Source organism: Paenibacillus pasadenensis DSM 19293 (assembly GCF_000422485.1).
GTDB lineage: Bacteria > Bacillota > Bacilli > Paenibacillales > Paenibacillaceae > Paenibacillus_O > Paenibacillus_O pasadenensis.
Window position 1 is genome coordinate 18,568 of sequence record NZ_KE383856.1, and the last position, 17,427, is coordinate 35,994.

The 17,427-nt window shown below is 65.3% G+C and carries 15 protein-coding genes; 13 read left to right on the forward strand and 2 right to left on the reverse strand.

Annotation, left to right across the window (positions count from 1 at the left end):
• Positions 1-344 precede the first annotated feature (344 nt).
• A complete protein-coding gene (locus tag H582_RS0121810) occupies positions 345-1,430 on the reverse strand; it encodes a copper amine oxidase N-terminal domain-containing protein (RefSeq protein WP_052333534.1) in 1,086 nt (361 codons plus the stop codon).
• Between the two features lie 251 nt (positions 1,431-1,681).
• Here H582_RS0121810 and H582_RS30475 point away from each other — a divergent pair, with 251 nt between their 5' ends.
• Positions 1,682-2,257: a GNAT family N-acetyltransferase gene (locus H582_RS30475; protein ID WP_052333535.1), complete on the forward strand. Its 576-nt coding sequence runs from the start codon at positions 1,682-1,684 to the stop codon at positions 2,255-2,257.
• Positions 2,258-2,342: 85 nt separating this feature from the next.
• Here the strand turns inward: H582_RS30475 and H582_RS0121820 are convergent, their stop codons facing one another.
• Complete coding sequence (locus H582_RS0121820; protein WP_373864132.1) at positions 2,343-3,386, reverse strand: LLM class flavin-dependent oxidoreductase; 1,044 nt, start codon at positions 3,384-3,386, stop codon at positions 2,343-2,345.
• A 101-nt stretch (positions 3,387-3,487) separates the two neighbouring features.
• On the opposite strand from H582_RS0121820, the gene H582_RS33275 reads away from it, so the two are divergent.
• The 12 genes from H582_RS33275 (at position 3,488) to H582_RS29005 (ending at position 17,423) form a co-directional block, all read left to right on the forward strand.
• Entirely contained in the window at positions 3,488-4,939 is a 1,452-nt protein-coding gene (locus tag H582_RS33275) for an aminoglycoside 6-adenylyltransferase (protein WP_164820177.1), read from the forward strand.
• Between the two features lie 173 nt (positions 4,940-5,112).
• Positions 5,113-5,991 (forward strand): DUF4362 domain-containing protein, encoded by an 879-nt coding sequence (locus tag H582_RS0121830; RefSeq protein WP_084137526.1) that lies wholly within the window; start codon positions 5,113-5,115, stop codon positions 5,989-5,991.
• A 21-nt stretch (positions 5,992-6,012) separates the two neighbouring features.
• On the forward strand, positions 6,013-6,315 hold the full coding sequence (locus H582_RS0121835) for a Dabb family protein (protein ID WP_028600235.1): 303 nt from the start codon (positions 6,013-6,015) through the stop codon (positions 6,313-6,315).
• Entirely contained in the window at positions 6,312-6,878 is a 567-nt protein-coding gene (locus tag H582_RS28995; RefSeq protein WP_043111753.1) for a histidine phosphatase family protein, read from the forward strand. The genes H582_RS0121835 and H582_RS28995 overlap by 4 nt, the downstream gene beginning before the upstream one ends.
• Before the next feature lie 493 nt (positions 6,879-7,371).
• Positions 7,372-8,265 (forward strand): hypothetical protein, encoded by an 894-nt coding sequence (locus H582_RS0121845; RefSeq protein ID WP_028600236.1) that lies wholly within the window; start codon positions 7,372-7,374, stop codon positions 8,263-8,265.
• A 464-nt stretch (positions 8,266-8,729) separates the two neighbouring features.
• Positions 8,730-9,023 (forward strand): hypothetical protein, encoded by a 294-nt coding sequence (locus H582_RS30485; protein WP_028600238.1) that lies wholly within the window; start codon positions 8,730-8,732, stop codon positions 9,021-9,023.
• Positions 9,024-9,120: 97 nt separating this feature from the next.
• The gene (locus H582_RS0121860) at positions 9,121-10,038 is read left to right on the forward strand and encodes a hypothetical protein (RefSeq protein ID WP_127464558.1); all 918 of its coding nucleotides are present in this window, start codon (positions 9,121-9,123) and stop codon (positions 10,036-10,038) included.
• A 117-nt stretch (positions 10,039-10,155) separates the two neighbouring features.
• Positions 10,156-10,413, forward strand: a complete 258-nt coding sequence (locus tag H582_RS0121865) for a hypothetical protein (RefSeq protein WP_028600240.1) — start codon at positions 10,156-10,158, stop codon at positions 10,411-10,413.
• 281 nt (positions 10,414-10,694) lie between these two features.
• Positions 10,695-12,167: an extracellular solute-binding protein gene (locus H582_RS0121870; protein ID WP_240479056.1), complete on the forward strand. Its 1,473-nt coding sequence runs from the start codon at positions 10,695-10,697 to the stop codon at positions 12,165-12,167.
• A 22-nt stretch (positions 12,168-12,189) separates the two neighbouring features.
• Positions 12,190-13,077: a carbohydrate ABC transporter permease gene (locus tag H582_RS0121875; protein WP_043111755.1), complete on the forward strand. Its 888-nt coding sequence runs from the start codon at positions 12,190-12,192 to the stop codon at positions 13,075-13,077.
• Entirely contained in the window at positions 13,074-14,063 is a 990-nt protein-coding gene (locus tag H582_RS0121880; RefSeq protein WP_240479057.1) for a carbohydrate ABC transporter permease, read from the forward strand. The genes H582_RS0121875 and H582_RS0121880 overlap by 4 nt, the downstream gene beginning before the upstream one ends.
• A gap of 1,782 nt (positions 14,064-15,845) precedes the next feature.
• Positions 15,846-17,423 (forward strand): DUF4127 family protein, encoded by a 1,578-nt coding sequence (locus H582_RS29005; protein WP_052333536.1) that lies wholly within the window; start codon positions 15,846-15,848, stop codon positions 17,421-17,423.
• Positions 17,424-17,427 lie beyond the last annotated feature (4 nt).

Genomic DNA, 17,427 nt, shown 5'->3' on the forward strand with positions numbered 1-17,427 from the left:
GCAGGTATGTAACCATCCTCTTTTCCTACTTCAATCAACTTAAAAAGTATGACCACATTCTTGACGGAATCAAGAAAGTATGATTTTAGGTTCGATTCGACAAATTTCGAGGTGCGAATCCCCCGGGGTTTTCATGGGAGCTTGGCATTCGCACCAAGCATCCGCTCTACTTTCAATCATACTTGATCTTCATTACGCTGCCAATGTCTTCCTTATCGGGCCGGAAGTGCCGTGCTTCCATCGCCTCCAACCTGCCTCCACGCGAAGCCGTCTGAAAGCCAAGCAGGGCTGCCCCCGCGCCGTGAGACGGCGTCGGGAACAGCCCTGCGTTCATTCCATAGATCCTACTCCATCTTCTCCTGGTTGTTGATGTCGATCTGGCCTTCGAACACGTAGGCGTTGTTCAGCATCATGACGTCGCGGAAGAACTGCAGCGGCACGTACGTCTTGCCGTCGACGAGCGCCGGAGCGGCGCCGAGCTCGATTGGAGCCATCTTGTTGTAGACGTAGTAGTCCTTGCCGATCGTCAGCGTCGTGGCGAGGCCGATGCGGCTCGACTTGGTGGACGCGTCCCATGTCAGCTTCTGGCCGAGCGCCTCGACGACGGCGCGCAGCGGCACCATGACCGTGCCGTCCTTGCTCGTATACGGCGATGGACCGGCCAGCTTCTTGCCTTCGACGACGATCGGGAAGCCCGATACGTCAGGCGTGTCGGCTATCGGCTCCTCCAGCGTACCCGGCTGCTCAGGCAGCGTGCCGATCGGCGGCACGGCTTCCTCGAACAGCACGACGATCTGCTCCGGCGACGTCTGCGGCGGCAAGCTGCGCGTCGTCACGCTGTATTTGACCGCCAGGGCGCGGCCCTTCAGGTCGCCGGTGAACGCCGTGCCGTCCTCAAGCACGAGCGGGGTCTGCTCGGAAACGTTGAGCACGAGCTGGCCGTCCTCGCTGATCAGCTGTCCGGCGTCGCCTTCCGCAGCCTTGAAGCGGTCGACTTTCCACGAAGCAGTTTCTTCGACCGGCACGAGCACCTCGGCCTCGAACTGCGGCGGGTAGATCATGAGCATCGGCTTCTTGGCGTCGTAGTAGGCGTTCCACTTCGTGCCCGCCTGCAGCTTGTCCGGGGCGGCGACGTAGGTGTCGCCGGAGACGGTCACGTTGGCGATGATCTCGCCTTTGTCATCCTGGAGGGAGACGGTCTTGGCGCCTTCCTTCGTCTTGCTGTCGGAGATTTCCTTCACCGTTCCGGTGACGCTCATATAGTTCGGCACGGCCGGCTGCTGCTGCTCGTTCTGGACGCTCGAGTCCGGCAGCGGCGCGGAGATCGGCACGATCGCTCCCGCCGGGCTGGCGGCGATGACGGAAGATGCGGCAAGGGACAGGGCTGCGACGGACAGCAGGGCTGGAATCGTCTTGGTCGGTTTTTTCATTGCTTTAGTCACTCCTGTTCGGTTATGGGGGTCTGGATACGAGTTATTACCCGTCTTCCTTCTCCCAAACGCGCCGCTGCGTCGGAAGGTTGCATGCCCAAGGCGGAAAAAAACCTGATTTTACCGCAACCTTTCGGGTTGCTGCTGCGTCAGGCGATGCTATTCTCTTCCAGTTGCGACGCGTTCGCCTGTCGACAATCAACACAAATTCGATTATAATCTAATTAGATTGTAATCGAAGGAGTGATGGCATGACGGGGCTTTCGAAGCGGCCGCCTAAGCTGATTCCCGCCTGTTGGAGCACGGAGCGCCTGACGGTTCGGGAGGTGTCGCCGGAGGACGAGACGGCGGCGAGCCGTCTGTTCGTCGAGGCGGGTCCGCTGCCGGAATGGACCGGCCGTTCGGCCGAAGAAGGCTATGTCGGTCGGGTGCTGAAAGGGAATCCCGATGTGCCCCCTGGCGGCAGCGCGGATCGGGTCCGCCTGCAGCTCGCCTGGCTGCGGGAGGAGGACGGCGCCGCGCGGCCGGCCGCCATCCTGGAGCTGTACCACGGTTATCCGGGCGAGGAGGATTTGTACATCGGTTATTTTGGCGTCGACGCTTCGTTGCGGGGGACTGGCATCGGGCGCGAGCTCGTCGAGGGCATCGCCGCGCAGGCCGAAGCTCTCGGCTTTCGCAGGATAAGGGCGGCGGTTGATTTGAAAAATTGGACCGGACTCCGCTTTTGGGTTACGCTGGGATTCGCCGAGGCGGTCAAGGTGGTCGGCGACGCCGTGCTCAGCGCTTCGACGTTCGGGCAGATCGAGCTGGCGCGCCGGCTCGGCTAGCGCAGCCGGTTTCGGGCGAAACAACGACCAAGGCCCCCGTCCCGATCAGGGACGAGGGCCTTGGCAGACCGCCGGAGGACGCTGCTCAGCCGAGCTTGGCCAGCTCGCGCCGCACGATCGGGGCGACCTTCGTACCGAGCAGCTCGATCGAGCGCAGCACGTCGCGATGCGGCACGGCGCTGACGTCGACATGATGGAAGAAGCGCGTCACGCCGAGGTTCTTGTGAAGCAGCAGGATCTTTTCCGCGACGTACTCCGGATCGCCGACGTACAGCGCGCCGCGCGGATCGCAGGCGGCGTCGAACGCCCGGCGGTCGAAGCTCGCCTGCCAGCCGCGCTCGGCGCCGATCTTGTTCATCTGCGCGCGGTACGGCTCATACAGCAGGTCGGCCGCAGCCTGCTTCGTGTCGGCGAGGAAGCCGTGGGAGTGCGTCGCGATCTGCAGCTTGGACACGTCATGTCCGGCTTGGGCGGCGGCGCGCTTGTACAGGTCGACGAGCGGCGCGAAGCTCTCCGGCATGCCGCCGATGATCGCATAGGCGACAGGCAGGCCGAGCAGGCCGGCGCGGATCGTCGACTGAGAGTTGCCGCCGGTGGCGATCCAGACCGGCAGCGGATCCTGCACCGCGCGCGGATAGACGCCGCGGTCCTCGATCGCCGGGCGCAGGCCGCCGCGCCAGCTTACCTTTTCCGACTTGGCGATGTCGAGCAGCAGCTCGAGCTTCTCGTCGAACAGCTCGTTGTAATCGTCGAGGCTATAGCCGAACAAAGGGAACGACTCGATGAACGAGCCCCGTCCCGCCATGATCTCGGCGCGTCCGTTCGAGATGCCGTCGAGCGTCGCGAACTGCTGGTACACGCGCACGGGATCGTCGGACGACAGCACCGTCACGGCGCTCGTCAGGCGGATATGCTTGGTCTGCGCGGCCGCGGCCGCCAAAATGACCGCCGGCGCGGAGCCGGCGTAGTCCGGGCGGTGATGCTCGCCGATGCCGTAGACGTCGAGCCCGACCTGATCGGCGAGCACGATCTCCTCGACCGCCTCGCGCAGCCGCTCGGCGTGATTTTTCGGCTGGCCCGTCCCCGGATGCGGCGCCGCCTCTAGGAACGTGCTGATGCCGATTTCCATCGATGCCATATCGTTCATCTCCAATCTGGATGCTTCATGGCTTCATAATACTATAAAATATAATGTTTCTCAACTATAGTAAGTTAAAAGGGGGAGCTGGAATGCGGAAGACCGATGTCCGTCCGTGGACGCCGCAATGGCGGGAGCGGGCGGAGACGGAGATGGCTTGGCTCGAGGCGATGCTTGGCGGCGAGCTGCTGGAGCTTCATCACATCGGCAGCACGTCGGTCGAGGCGATCGGCTGGGCCAAGCCGGTCGTCGACCTGCTCGCCGTCGTGCGCAGCGTGCAGGCGCTGGACGCGCTGGAGGACGCCTTTGCGCAGCTCGGGTACGAGGCGAAGGGAGAGAACGGAATTCCCGGACGTCGCTTTTATGCTCAGGGAGGCGACCGGCGAACCGCGCATCTGCATGCGTTCGAGGCGGGAGCGCCGCAGATCGGCGTCCACCTGCGGTTCCGCGACTATCTGGAGGCGCATCCGGAGCGCGCGCGAGCGTACGGCGAGCATAAGCGCGAGCTGGCGGAGCGGTTCCCGGACGATACGCATGCATACCAGGAGGCCAAGCAGCCGTTCGTGCAGCGGCTCGTGCAGGAGGCGGAGGCATGGGCGGAGGCGGCGGAAAGGATGGCGGCTGAAGATGCCGAGGCGCGGAAGCTGGAAAGCGAGTCCGGAGAAGGCTCCGCTCGCCCGCCGCGCCGTTCCGAGGACGAGATGATGGCGCTCATCCTCGGCGTCGCCCGGGCGGACGAGCGCGTCCGCGCCGTCTGCCTGAACGGCTCGCGCGTCAACCCGCTGGCGCCGCGAGACAAGCTCCAGGACTTCGACGTCGTCTACCTCGTGACGGAGCTGGACGCATACCTCGCCGACGACAGCTGGATCGACGTGTACGGCGAGCGCGTCATCCTGCAGATGCCGGAGCGCATGGGGCTGATCCCCCTGGACGGCGGCGGGCGCTTCGCCTATCTGATGCAGCTCGCGGACGGCAACCGGATCGACCTGCGGCTCATCCCGCTGGAGCAGACGGACGCATACTTGGCCGAGGACCGGCTGACCCGCATCCTGCTCGACAAGGACGGCAGGCTGCCGGAGCTGCCGGAGCCGAGCGACGCGGACTTCCATGTCCGGCCGCCGCGCGGAAGCGAGTTCGCCGACTGCGCCAACGAGTTCTGGTGGGTGTCGACCTACGTCGCCAAGGGGCTGTGGCGCGACGAGCCGCTGTACGCGCTCGACCATCTGAACGGCCCGGTGCGGGCGATGCTGCTGCAGATGCTGGACTGGCAGGCTGGAGCTCGGCACGGCTTCGCCGTCAGCACGGGCAAAAGCGGCAAGTACCTGGACCGCTGGCTGCCGGCCGAATCGTGGCAGGCGCTGCTCGCGACCTACCCGTCCGCGGACCGCGAGTCGGTCTGGACGGCGCTGCTGCGCATGGCCGAGCTGTTCGGCTCGTCGGCGCGCGATGTCGCCGCCCGGCTGGGCCTGGCGTATGACGAGGAGGAGGAGCGCCGCGTGCGCCGCTATCTGCTCGAGGTGAAAAGCGATACGGGACAGCGCTAGCGCCCCGGCCGGCCGGCTTCAAGGCTCCGCCCGGCACCGCGGCGGCCGCGCTCCAGCCCGCGCCCGAGGCGCGTCCGAGGCGTGTCTGCCGCATGGCCGACGCGCCTCTCTTTGCGAGACGGGAACCTTTTCTCCATGCAGCGCGTCCGTAGGAAGGAAGAGGAGGGAAAGTCATGAAACGAATGCTGCACCCGAAAGCGCTGGTCGCGCTGCTGCTCGCCGGCCTGCTGGCGGGCGGCTGCTCGTCCGGGCCGGAGCTGCCGTCCGGCAGCGGAGCTCAGGCCTCGTCCGGGAGCCCCGCTCCGGCTGAGTCGCAGGCAGAAGCCGGAGCGCTGCCCGAGCAAGGACGGGCGGCCGTCGTCAGCCGTTCGCTCGGCTTCGGCGAGGTCAACCCGGCTCCGCTCGCGCTGTTCGAGGAGAGCGCGGAGATCGAGCCTTTCGAGGAAGCGATCCGCTCCAGCGAGCGGATCGAGGGCATCCTGGACGTGGCCGAGCCCGACCTCGACCTCGTGCTGCAGAGCGAGAGCGGCGCGAGGAAGGCGTATCATCTGTGGCTTCCGCTCGGCGGTCCCCGGACGGAAGGGATGAAGGGCATGGCGATGGAGGTCGCAAATACCCATACCGGGTACACGATCTCTGCGGCGGCGGCGAAGCAGCTGGCGGAGCTTGTCTTGAGCAAGGGCTACACGTCCGAGCAAGCTGTCAAGAACGGCGACGTCGTTTTCGGCCTCCGAGGGCAGTTCAACGCGGACGTCTGGCAGGCGTTCGCCGAGAAGGTCGGGCGGGGCGAGGAGGCGGCCGTCCAGATCACGTCGTATACGATCGAGGGGGCTCCGATCTTCGAGAACCTGTCGCTTGAAGACGGCACGATCCGCTACCGGAGAGACGACCGCTTCGACGGCTATGCCGCCAAGGAGCATCCCCGGATCTACTTCTGCAAGCGGCTGGAGGAAGGGGAGGCCGGCGAGGACACGGTCTATTCGCTGGCGGAGTGCGGGGAGGAAGCCTCGCCGTTCCTGCTGCGGCTGAGCGGCACGGGCGGCGGGAGCTAGATGAAAAAGGAGGAGAAGCCCATGATGGAGCATCTCGTATCGTTCAAATTCAACCGGCCGCTGGAGGCGGCCGAGCAGGAGGAGCTGCTCGCGCTGCTGCGCGGGCTGCGGGGGCAGGTGCCGGGCATCATCGAGCTGACCTGCGGCTTCAATGAGACGGAGGAGACGGACAACATCCACGGCTTCACGCTCGGCCTGCGCGTCACGTTCACGGATCGGGAGGCGTTGCGCGACTACGGTCCGCATCCGGCGCATCAGGCGTTCGTCGCGCGGCTGGACGGGCTCGTGGAGCAGGTCGTCGTCGTCGACTACCCGTTCGGATGAGCCCGGCCGAGGACAAGACGATCTACCTGATCCGCCACGCCCGCGCGTCCGGCCAGGAACCGCAGGCCGAGCTGACGGCGGAGGGAGCGGTCCAGGCGGAGCGCCTGGCGGAGTTTCTCGCCGGCCGCGGCATCGAGCGCATCGTCTCGAGCCCGTACTTGCGGGCGCTGGATACGATCGCGCCGTTCGCGGCGGCGGCGGGACTGCCGGTCGAGGAGGACGCGCGGCTGGCCGAGCGCGTGCTGTCCGCCGCGCCGCTGCCGGATTGGGAGGAGCGGCTGCGCGCCTCCTTCCTCGATCCGGAGCTGCGGCTGGAGGGCGGCGAAAGCGGGCGCGAGGCGCTGGAGCGAGGCCAGGCCGCGATCGCGGAGCTGGAGCGGAGCGTGGGCGCTGGCAAGGCCGGGGCGGCGGTATCGCACGGCAACCTGCTGGCGCTGCTCGTCGGGGCGTTCGACCCGTCGTTCGGCTATGACGGGTGGCGCGCGATGCGTAATCCCGATGTGTTCGAGCTCGCGATCGGCGAGGGCGGAGCCCGGATCAGGCCGATCCGGGACGGCAAGTAACGATGGACCGGCAGCGGGGCTGCCGGTTTTTTTCGCCTCCGGCGGGCATGCGTGTGACGGAATTCACGGTATCATCCGCCCGGATCGGGTAAGGAAGGAGAGGACGGCGCCGAATGGAGGGAACGCGCATGAGCACGAGCCAGGCATGGCGCCGGCAGCGTGCATGACGGCGCAGCTGCCCCATGCTGCAGGATCTAACGACGAATCAGCTCGCTAGAGCCTCTTTTTCACGTCTCCCCGGAATCTAACGACGCGCCAGACGCTAAGAAAGCCAAATTCCTCTGAAAACGAGGAATTTCAGCCGTTTTTCAGCGGTTAAGCGTCTCACGCGTCGTTAGCTTCGCCAACAGGCGGTTTTCTGCTGTCTAACGAGCTCAGGCGTCGTAAGCCTCGAAGCAAGCATGCGCATCGGACTGCCCCGCAACGAATCGGTCCCATGGCGCGTCTAACCGATGTTCATATCGATATCTGGATTGTGAAAGGAGAGGCGCCCATGACGATATCCCCCTGGCTCTGGCCCTTGCCCGTGCTGGCTGTGCTGGCGCTGGCCTTCATCTATAGCCGCCGCAAGGAGCAGGAGCGCCATCTGCTCTGGAAGCTGCTCGGCTATCTGCTGCTCGGCGCCTTCATGCTGCGTCTGAACGGCTTCCCGCTGCCGCTCGGCTATGCGCTGTTCCTGCTGCTGCTCCAGGCGAAGCCCAAGCCGAACCGCGCCGCCAAGCACAGCGCCGCGTTCGCGGGCTTGCTGCTGTTTTTCCTGACGCTTGCCTTGCCGGCAGCCGAGCAGGGCTGGCTCGAACGCGAGCGCAGCTATCCGGTGGAGGCGGCCCAGATCTCGCAGCTGTCCCTGCAGGATGATTGGGAGCGGTTCAAGGGAGAAGACGCCGCGAGCTCCGAGGATCGGCTGGAGCGCTTCGAGTTCGTCTATGACCGGAGCGGGGCGGTGATCCAGTTGAACTATGCGGTCAACGTCTGGAGCGGGAACGGCTCGTATCGCTACCAGGTCGAGTACGCGCCGGAGAAAGGCCATGCGGTCGTGCAGCGGCTCGGCCGAGATGGCGGAGGCTCGCCTCCCGATGGGTTAAGCGCCGAACTGGTGCTGGAGCGCCTGCGGCCGGAAGTTCTGGCCGAGCTTGCTCCCGCGCCGGAGAGGGCGGATGCGGACCGGCTGCGGCTGGAGGTGCCGACGATGTGGTTCGCCAACGGTACGGCGTCATTGGATCCGAAGGGCTTCCAGCCCGCCTTCCGGATCGGCCACGACGGCGAGGTAGAGCCGCTGCCGAACGTAGCGGAGCCGTACGAGACAACCGCTGCGGTCGTCGTGTACGGCTGCCGCGATCCGGAGCTGTTCGAGGGCTGCTCCGCGCCCGCATACTACTTGTTCTAAAGCGGCCGGCCACGACAGGCGAGCGCGTGATTCCAAGCATCGGCCGCTGCGTCCGCGGCAGGCGGATGCCGGCCTTCACCGGATTTTTCGGCCATCTGGCGTTCGCCCGTCCTCGCCGATTCCGCTCCTCGCGCGCCCGGCCTCCCGCTCGCCTCTCCGCCTCACCCCTTGCGCCCTGAACCTCCGGCTCGCCCGCTCCGCCGAATTCCGCTCCTCGCGCGCCCAGCCTCCCGCTCGCCCCTCCGACTCGCCCCTTGGGCCCAGAACCTCCGGCTCGCCCGCTCCGCCTTTCCGCTCCGCCGTCCCGCCCCGCCGTCCCGTTCCGCCGTCCCGTTCCGCCCTCCGGCCCTCCCCCTGGACGGGCCTCGGCCCGTCCTTTTTGTCCGCGGCGACATGGGAGCGCTTCACCGGCCATAAGCTGGAGGAAGGCGTCTCAGGCAACTCCACCCGAGGAGGCGAGGCTCATGCTCGGTTCGGTGCTTATGCTGTTCTGGCTGCTGGTGGCGATCGTCATTCTGGCTTCCTTGTATGCCCAGCGGGAGCGCGAGGAGGAATGGCTCTTCCTCAAGCTGATCGGCTGCTACCTGCTCGGAGGCTTCGTGCTGTTCCTCTCCGTGCTGCCGGTGCCGCTCGGATTCATCCTCTACTGGCTGCTGCTTCACGGCAAGATGCGATCCAACCGGGCCGTCAAGGAAAGCGCGGCGTTCTGGGGCCTCGGCGTGCTTCTCATTCGGCTGGTGGTCGGACTGATCTTCTGACGTCCGAGGCCCGATGAGTCCGGTATGGAAGCAGATTCCTTCTTCCCGTCCTCCGGCTTTTTCTCTATGATGGAAAAAGTAGAAAGGAGTGGGATTGTTGGTTCCAGCTTGGGTGGAATGGGTTCCGACGCTGCTGGCAGCGGCGGGGCTCGTCTGGCTGTACCGGAAGAGCAGCCCCGACGAGCCGCACCGAGGGTGGAAGCTCATCGGCTATGCGGCGCTCGGGGCGTTCTCCTTCCGCTTCCCTGAGTTCTCGTTCCCGCTCGGCTTTTTGATCTGCCTGATGCTCCTTGCTCGGGCCAAGCCTAACGTCCGGGCCAAAAGAGGCGCGGCGATCGCCGGGCTGGCGATTTTCGCCGCCGGAATCGCCATTCCGTCGCTCGATCAGCGCCTGTTCGAGCGGGAGCGCAGCTTCGCCGTCCAGTCCGGACAGGCGGAGCGGCTCGATCTGGCCGGCGACTGGCGGCGCATCGCGGGAGGCGGCGAGTCGACGGACGAGCGGCTCGACCGGTTCCAGCTCGTGCAGGAGCCGGACGGCCGTATCCGCAGCCTGCAGTACCAAGTCACGGCCCGCGACAGCAAGGGAGACTATACGATCGAGGTGCGCTATGAGCCGGAGAGCGGCCAAGCCATCGTCGAGCGGACGAGGCTCGGTTCTCTGAACGAAGAAGCCGCGTTTTCGTTCGCCAGCGGCTCCTCCGGCGTGTACCGGATCGATCCGGAGCGATTCCTGCAGCTTTTGTCGCCGGACAATCTGGAGAGGATGACGATGGAGGCGGCGAGCGGCCCGGCCAAGCTGCGTGAGCTCGAGCTCCTCTTGTTCAACGGCCCGGCGGGGCCGGTCGAGCCTTCTCCGATCCGGCGCCTGCTGCAGGCGGACGGCATCAAGCCGGCCGGCGAGGAGCCGGTTCACGGCTACATCCTGCAGGCGCGCGGCAAGACGGATTCCGAGCAGGGCAAGGAGGACAAGTTCGTCTGGCATGTCATTCCGACGCAGGACGTCCAGCCGGGCTGACTTGTCCCCGTCCGGTCCGGCTGCCTGCTCTTTTATTTGCTGCCGCGGCTCTGCTTCAGGAGCCGACTCTTGACGCTTGGAGGTTCATGACCATGCTGTTCCTGCTGATCTACCGCCGTGCCGGTCATCATCGCGCTCGTGCTGCTGAACGGCCGCCAGGAGGACGAGAACTTCCTCTTCCTCAAGCTGTTCGGCTATCTGTTTCTGGCGACCCTCGGCCTGCGGCTGATCTTTCTTCCGATTCCGCTCGGCTTCCTGCTGTTCTATTTCCTGCTTCGTCCGAAGTCCAAGCTCAACGAGGACCAGAAGCATGCCGCCGCCTGGTGGGGGCTCGGGCTGTACGTCGTCAGCCTGCTGATCTCCATCATGCCGTGAACAGCTTCCGCTTGAACGGCCGGGTCGTCCATGGCGCCGCGATTGGCGCCTTTTTCATGCCCAATTCCGAAAATATTCTCCAGAAAATAAAAATAATATGGAGAAAAATACTTCCCAATGCTGGAAACCGCTGTTATACTAGCGGTGACTTAACGAAATCTCCATAGCCTCATCCTTCCTTTGCGACCGCATGGATTGGCCGGCATCATCGATTCGCTCCGTGGCTTCTGCAGAACTTGTCCAAACAAGTCTCAAGAAATCAAGAGAGGGTGGCTCATGACATGGTGAAACCGTTCCGCAGCTCCGCAACATCCGGCTTGGCCCCTGCTTCCTCCGACCCGACGAACCGCAGTAATTCGAGCGCTTCAACCGCCCATCGCTCCACGATTCCGCCGACAGCCGTCCTTCGCGCCTCCCGAAGCTCCCGTCCGCTCCATCCGATCCGTCTCGCCTCGACCGGCGCGCTCGCGGCGCTGATGCTGCTGGCAGCCGCCTGCGGCAACGGCGGCTCGAACGGCCCCGGCTCCGCGCCGACGGCCAGCCCGGGCGCCAGTCCCGGCGACAGCGCCAGCCCCGCTCCTTCCGTGCAGGAAGCGAAGCTGGAGTTCTGGACGATCTCGCTTCAGCCGACGTTCAACGACTACATCAACGGACTCATCGACGAGTATCAAAAAGCCCATCCCGGCGTGACGGTCGATTGGAAGGACTATCCGTACGACGCGATCACGACCAAGCTGCTTGCCACGGCCGGCGGCAAAAACGCGCCGGATGTCGTCAACCTCAACACCGAGTTCGCGAGCCAGCTCGCGACGAAGGGGGCGCTGGCCGATCTCGGCGCACTCATCTCGGACGAGACGAAGAGCAGCTTTTTCCCCGGCATCTTCGATTCCACCGTGTTCGACGGCAAGCCGTACGCGCTGCCCTGGTATACCGGCACCCAGGTGCTCTACATGAACAAGGAGCTCGTCGAAAAGGCCGGGCTCGATCCGGCCAACCCGCCGAAGACGAAGGAGGAGCTGTACGAGTGGTCGCGCCAGGTCAAGGAAAAGACCGGCGCCGCCGGCTACGCGACGCAGTTCGGGGCGAACCTGCTGCCGAGCGACGGCGTGCCGATCCTCGATGACGAGCGCAAGAGCGCCGCGTTCAACACGGACGCCGGCATCGCGGTCGTCGAGCAGCTGAAAAAGCTCGTCGACGAGGGCGTCATCGTCAAGGACGACGCCAACTTCCAGAAGCAGGTCGAATACTACTCCAGCGAGCAGGTCGCCTTCGAGCTGTCGGGACCGACATTCATCAACAAGCTCAAGTCGGCGGCGCCCGACGTGTACGCCAAGACGATCGCCGTGCCGCTGCCGACCGGCAAGGCCGACCTGATCTATTCCAACTCGATGAACCTCGTCGTGCCGAAAAACGCCAAGAACCCGCAGGCCGCCGCCGACTTCGCCGTCTTCGTCACCAACGCGGCCAACCAGACGGCCTTCGCCAAGTTCGCGAACACGCTGCCGTCGACCAAGGCGTCGATCGAGGATCCGTTCTTCACGGAATCCGACAATACGCTCGAGTCGCAGGCGAAGATCGCGTCGGTGAAAAGCCTCGACAAGGCGCAGGAGTACTACCTCGGCATCCCGGCCGCCGGCGACATCAACTCGGCGATCGCCCGCCAGCTGCAGGAGATCATCCTGAACGGCGGCGACGTCAAGGCGGGCGTCGAGGCTGCCGCCGCCAAGGTGAACGAGGCGATCGCTCCGAAATAACGTCAAGGACGGTGAGATTCCGATGCGCAGAAGAACGCTTGCTTCCGACGCGCTGCCGGCCTGGAGCTTCATGGCTCCGGGCCTTCTCGTCATCGGCGTGTTCGTGCTTTTCCCGATCGTGTACAGCATCCCGCTCGCCCTGACCGACTACTCGGTGCTGGGGGAGACGAAGTTCATCGGACTGGACAACTTCCGCCGGGCGTTCGCCGACGACAGCTTCCTCGTCTCGCTCTGGAACTCCGTGCTCTACATCATCGTCGTGCCGGTGCTGCAGATCCTGTCCATCCTGATCGCGATCCTCGTCAACAGCCGCATCCCGGGCATCCAGGCGTTCCGGGCGGCCTACTACATCCCGGTCGTGACGTCGATGGTCGCCGTCGCCCTCATGTGGAACTGGCTGCTCAGCCAGAACGGCGTCGTCAACTACATCCTCATCACCCTCGGCATCACCGACCAGAAGATCGGCTGGCTGTCGACCAGCTCGACGGCGCTGTACGTGCTCATGTTCATCACCTTGTGGAAAGGGCTCGGCTACTACATGATGCTGTATCTCGCCGGCCTGCAGTCGATCCCGGCCGACCTCTACGAGGCGGCGATCGTCGACGGGGCTTCGCGCGCGCAGCGCGTCCGCCTGATCACGATCCCGCTGCTGCGGCCGTACATCTTCTTCTGCAGCCTCATCTCGCTCATGGGCGCGATCCGCGTCTTCGACGAGATGTTCGTGCTGACGCAGGGCGGCCCCGGCACGTCGACGCTGACGAGCAGCCTGTACATCTACGAGCAGGGCCTGGAGCAGCTGAACTTCGGCTACGCCTCCGCGCTCGGCCTCATCGTCAGCGTCATCGTCGGCGTGCTGAGCGTCATCGTGTTCCGGTTCAACCGGCAGGGAGGGGTGAATCCTTACGGATGATGAACTTATCTGAAGGCGGCGGCCCGGCGGTAGCGGGAAGCAAGGCGGACGCTCCGGGCGGCACGCCAGGAGCGGATCCGCTTCGCGGCGGCCTGACGGCAGGCGCCGGTCCGGGCCGCCGCGGCACGGAGCCGGCGGGCTCAGGCCGAAGCCGGGGCTGGCGGCTCGTCCGCCGCATCCCGGGGCTGCTGGTCGGCTACGCGCTGCTGCTGGCGCTCGCGCTGTTCATGATGGGGCCGTTCCTGTGGCTGCTCAGCGTCTCGCTCATGCCGGGCACCAACGTGTTCAAGTTTCCCCCGGCGATCTTCCCGACGTTCATCAAGCTCGACAACTATACGCAGGTGTGGAGCTTCATCGACTTTCCCAAGTACATCGGCAACACGCTCATCATCACCGGCCTCGGCCTCGTGCTGAACATCCTGCTCTCGCTGTCGACGGCGTATCCGCTCGCCAAGATGCGCTTCAAGGGACGCTCGCTCGTGTTCGGCGTGCTCGTCGCGACGATGATCATCCCTTCTGCGACGGCGCTTGTCGTGCATTATCTGACGATCACCTGGTTCGGGCTGCTCGGCTCGTTTTTCGGCGTCGTGCTTCCTTCGGCGGTATCGGTGTTCAACATCTTCCTCATGCGGCAGACGTTCCTCGGCGTGCCCGACGACATCCGCGACTCCGGCAAGGTCGACGGCGCGTCGGAGCTGCGCATCTGGTGGCGGCTGATGGTCCCGATGGTCAAGCCGGGCATCGCGGTGATCGCGCTGCTGGAGTTCATGTCGTACTGGAACAGCTTCCTCTGGCCGATCGTCGTGCTGGACGACCCGGCCCAGTATCCGCTCGCGTCGGCGCTGACCTACCTGAACGGCCAGTTCGCGTACAACTTCGGCTGGATCGCCGCGGGCACGATCCTGTCGGTGCTGCCGATCATCGTGGTGTTCCTGTTTACGCAGCGCTATTACATGGAGGGCATTTCCGGGGCGGTGAAAGGGTAGCTTTCGGCGGGGTTCGCGACGAATGAGTTGGAGTCCGCTGAGCCGAAGCCTTTGCTGGGTGAGCCGTGGTGGAGGCTCGCGGAGCCGAAGCCGGTTTCTGGCGAGCCGTGCGGGAAGCTTGCCGAGCTCGCTGTGCGCGCCGAACCGTGCTGGAGTCCGCCAACCCCGCTGCGCGCTGAATCGTGCTGGAATCCGCCAAACCTGCTACGCGCGCTGAACCGTGCTGGAGTCCGCCAAACCCGCTGCGCGCTCTCCATTGTCCTTCCGATCCGCTCTTGTCGTCGGATTCCTTGATTTCCCTGCCTCTGACGAGGAGGGAATCCGCCGACAAATGCGACCGCTGCCGCTTCTACAGGACAACGGAGGCGCTCCGCTCTGGCGGGAACGCAGCAAGCGGGGCGAGCCCGGCCGCAGTCGCAGCCGAAAGGCTTTTGCCAACCGCCGGCTGCGCCCGCTCTGGCGAAGCTCCAGGCTTCTATATTTAATAGAAGTTGCTGCGTCGAGCTCGCGTTAACTGTTCGCTCTGCTGAACGTTAACGACGCAGACCTTCTACTCGCTGAAGAAGATACGGGCACAACCTTAAAGCAACACGCACGAAGATCGGTGTTACGCGGAAAAACCGAGTAACTCGGGTACGAGAAGGCCCCAACGGTCGGAGTAACGCGGAAAAACCGAGTAACTCGGGGGCAAGAAGGCTCGGACGGTCGGAGTTGCGCGGAAAAACCGAGTAACTCGGGTATGAGAAGGCCCAAACGGGCAGAGATGCGCGGAAAAACCGAGTAACTCGGGGGCAAGAAGGCCCAAATGGTCGGAGTTGCGCGGTAAAACCGAGTAACTCGGGTGCGAGAAGGCCCCAACGGTCGGAGTAACGCGGAAAAACCGAGTAACTCGGGTGCGAGAAGGCGCCAACGGTCGGAGTAACGCGGAAAAACCGAGTAACTCGGGTGCGATCCACGAGGCCAATCGGGTTACTAGGGTTCGAGGTAGGCGTCCGGCGAGCAATAGCTCGAAAAAATCGAGTTACTGGGGTTCGAGGAGAGCGCCCTGCAGGCAATAACCCGAAAAAGTCCGGTTACAGGTGTCCAGAAAAGCGATTCGAGAGGTGTAGCCCGAAAAAGTCCGGTTACAGGTGTCCAGAAAAGCGATTCGAGAGGTATAGCCCGAAAAAGTCCGGTTACAGGTGTCCGGAAGCGCGGTCCGGGTGATGCAACCCGAAAAAGTCCGGCTACAGGTATCCAGAAGCGCGGTCGGTGAGATGCAACCCGAAAAAAACTGGTTGCAGGTGAACAAACCTTGAGTTACTCGGGGTTCGAGGTGCGCGTTCAGATGGTGATTCGAGAGCAGGAGCGGAGGGGACGGAAACCTCTTGGAGAAGCGGCAGCGGTTCCCTTGAAGGCCGGATTCCTTCCGTTTCGGAAGGGGAGATCAGAGGAATCTGGGCTTCAGCGGAATCGGAAAGAGGTTCCGTCCGCGGAGCGGCGTCAGAGGCCAGTCGAACCCGAGGTTCCGTCCCCGGAGCGGCGCCAGCGGCCAGTCGAACCGGAGGCTCCGGTCCCGGAGCGGCGTCAGAGGCCAGTCGAACCAGAGGTTCCGTCCCCGGAGCGGCGTCAGCGGAAAGGGCGAACCAGAGGTTCCGTCCCAGGAGCGGCGCCAGCGGCCAGTCGAACCCGAGGTTCCGTCCCCGGAGCGGCGACAGCGGCCAGTCGAACCGGAGGCTCCGGTCCCGGAGCGGCTTCGACCGCCGCCCGGCCGCCAAGCGACGAAAGGAGGCAAGGAGGAGCATGGACAATCCGAAGCGGGGCAAGGTGGTGTATCTGCCGCTGGACGAGCGGCCCTGCAACTATGACTTTCCCTGGCTGCTCGCCAGGGACACTGAGCTCGAGCTGGTCCGGCCGCCGCTTGAGTGGATGGGGCGCAAGAAGCGCCTCGGCCGCATCGCCGAGCTCGGCGACTGGCTGGAGCGCGAGGCCGAGGACGCCGAGGCGGCGATCGTGTCGATCGACACGCTGCTGTACGGCGGCATCGTCCCGTCGCGGCTGCATCGGCTCGGCGAGCATGAGGCGGCGCGTCCGCTCGAGCGGCTGCGCCGCATCCGCGAGCGCAGGCCGGACATCCGGCTGTACGCGTTCCACCTCATCATGCGCTGTCCGCAATATTCGAGCAGCGACGAGGAGCCGGACTATTACGCCGACTGGGGGCGGGAGCTGTTCCGGCTCGGCTACCTCGGCCACCGCGAGCAGCTCGGCCTCGCCATCGCCGAGGAGCAGCATGAGCTGAGCCGCATCCGCATGCGGCTGCCGGAGGACGTGCGCGACGATTACTTAGAAAGACGGGCCGTCAACGCCTCCGCCAATCGCGCCTCGCTCGAGCTGGCGGCCGACGGCACGATCGACTTCCTCGCGCTGCCGCAGGACGACGCGGCGCCGTACGGCTGGACCGCGCTCGACCAGCAGGCCGTCCGCCAGCGCATCCGCGAGCTCGGCGCCGAGACGCGCACGCTCATGTATCCCGGCGCGGACGAGGCCGGCTGCACGCTGCTCGCCCGGCTCGCGGTCGAGCGGACCAACCAATCGCGCCCGCTCGTCTACGCCCGCTACGCCAGCACGCTCGGGCCGCAAGTCGTGCCGCTCTACGAGGACCGTCCGCTCGGCGAAAGCGTCAAGGCGCAGCTGCTGGCGGCAGGAGCGCTGCTCGCCGAGAGCGCGGCCGACGCGCAGCTCGTGCTGCTCGTCAATTCGCCAGGCGGCCCGATGGCGGAGTCGAACGACCAGCTGCGGCCCAATGCCGCCTACGACGTGCAGCGCAGCGTGCAGGAGCTGGCGGAATACGCCGAGCATGCGGTCCGCACGCTCGGCAAGCCCGCGGCGCTCGCCGACGTCGCTTATGCGAACGGCGGCGACCTGCAGCTGCTGAGGCTGCTCCAGGCCAGGGGCCTGCTCCCCGAGCTGGCCGGCATCGCCGGCTGGAACACGAGCGGCAATACGCTCGGCACGGCGATCGCGCAGCTGCTGCTGCATGCGCGCTGCGGCCGCACGCCGGCGCAGCTCGACTTCCTCGGGCTGCGCATCGCCGAGGACTACGGCTACTGCGCCGCCGTCCGCCGGCCGCTGGCGGACGGCGCCATCCGGGAGCGGGGCATGGACTATTTCAACGTCGACGGCGAGCGCGGCGAAGCGGCGCGGCTCGTGCGGGAGGCGCTGGAGCTTTTTCTGGAACGGGAGGGGTTCAAGGACGGGCCGCTTCGCATCCGCATCGAGGACTGCCGCCTGCCGTGGAGCCGCATGTTCGAGGTCGGACTGCGGGTGGAGGCGACGGCAGGCGAGGCGGGAACGCCGACGATCAGCGAAGACAGGGAGTGAAGAC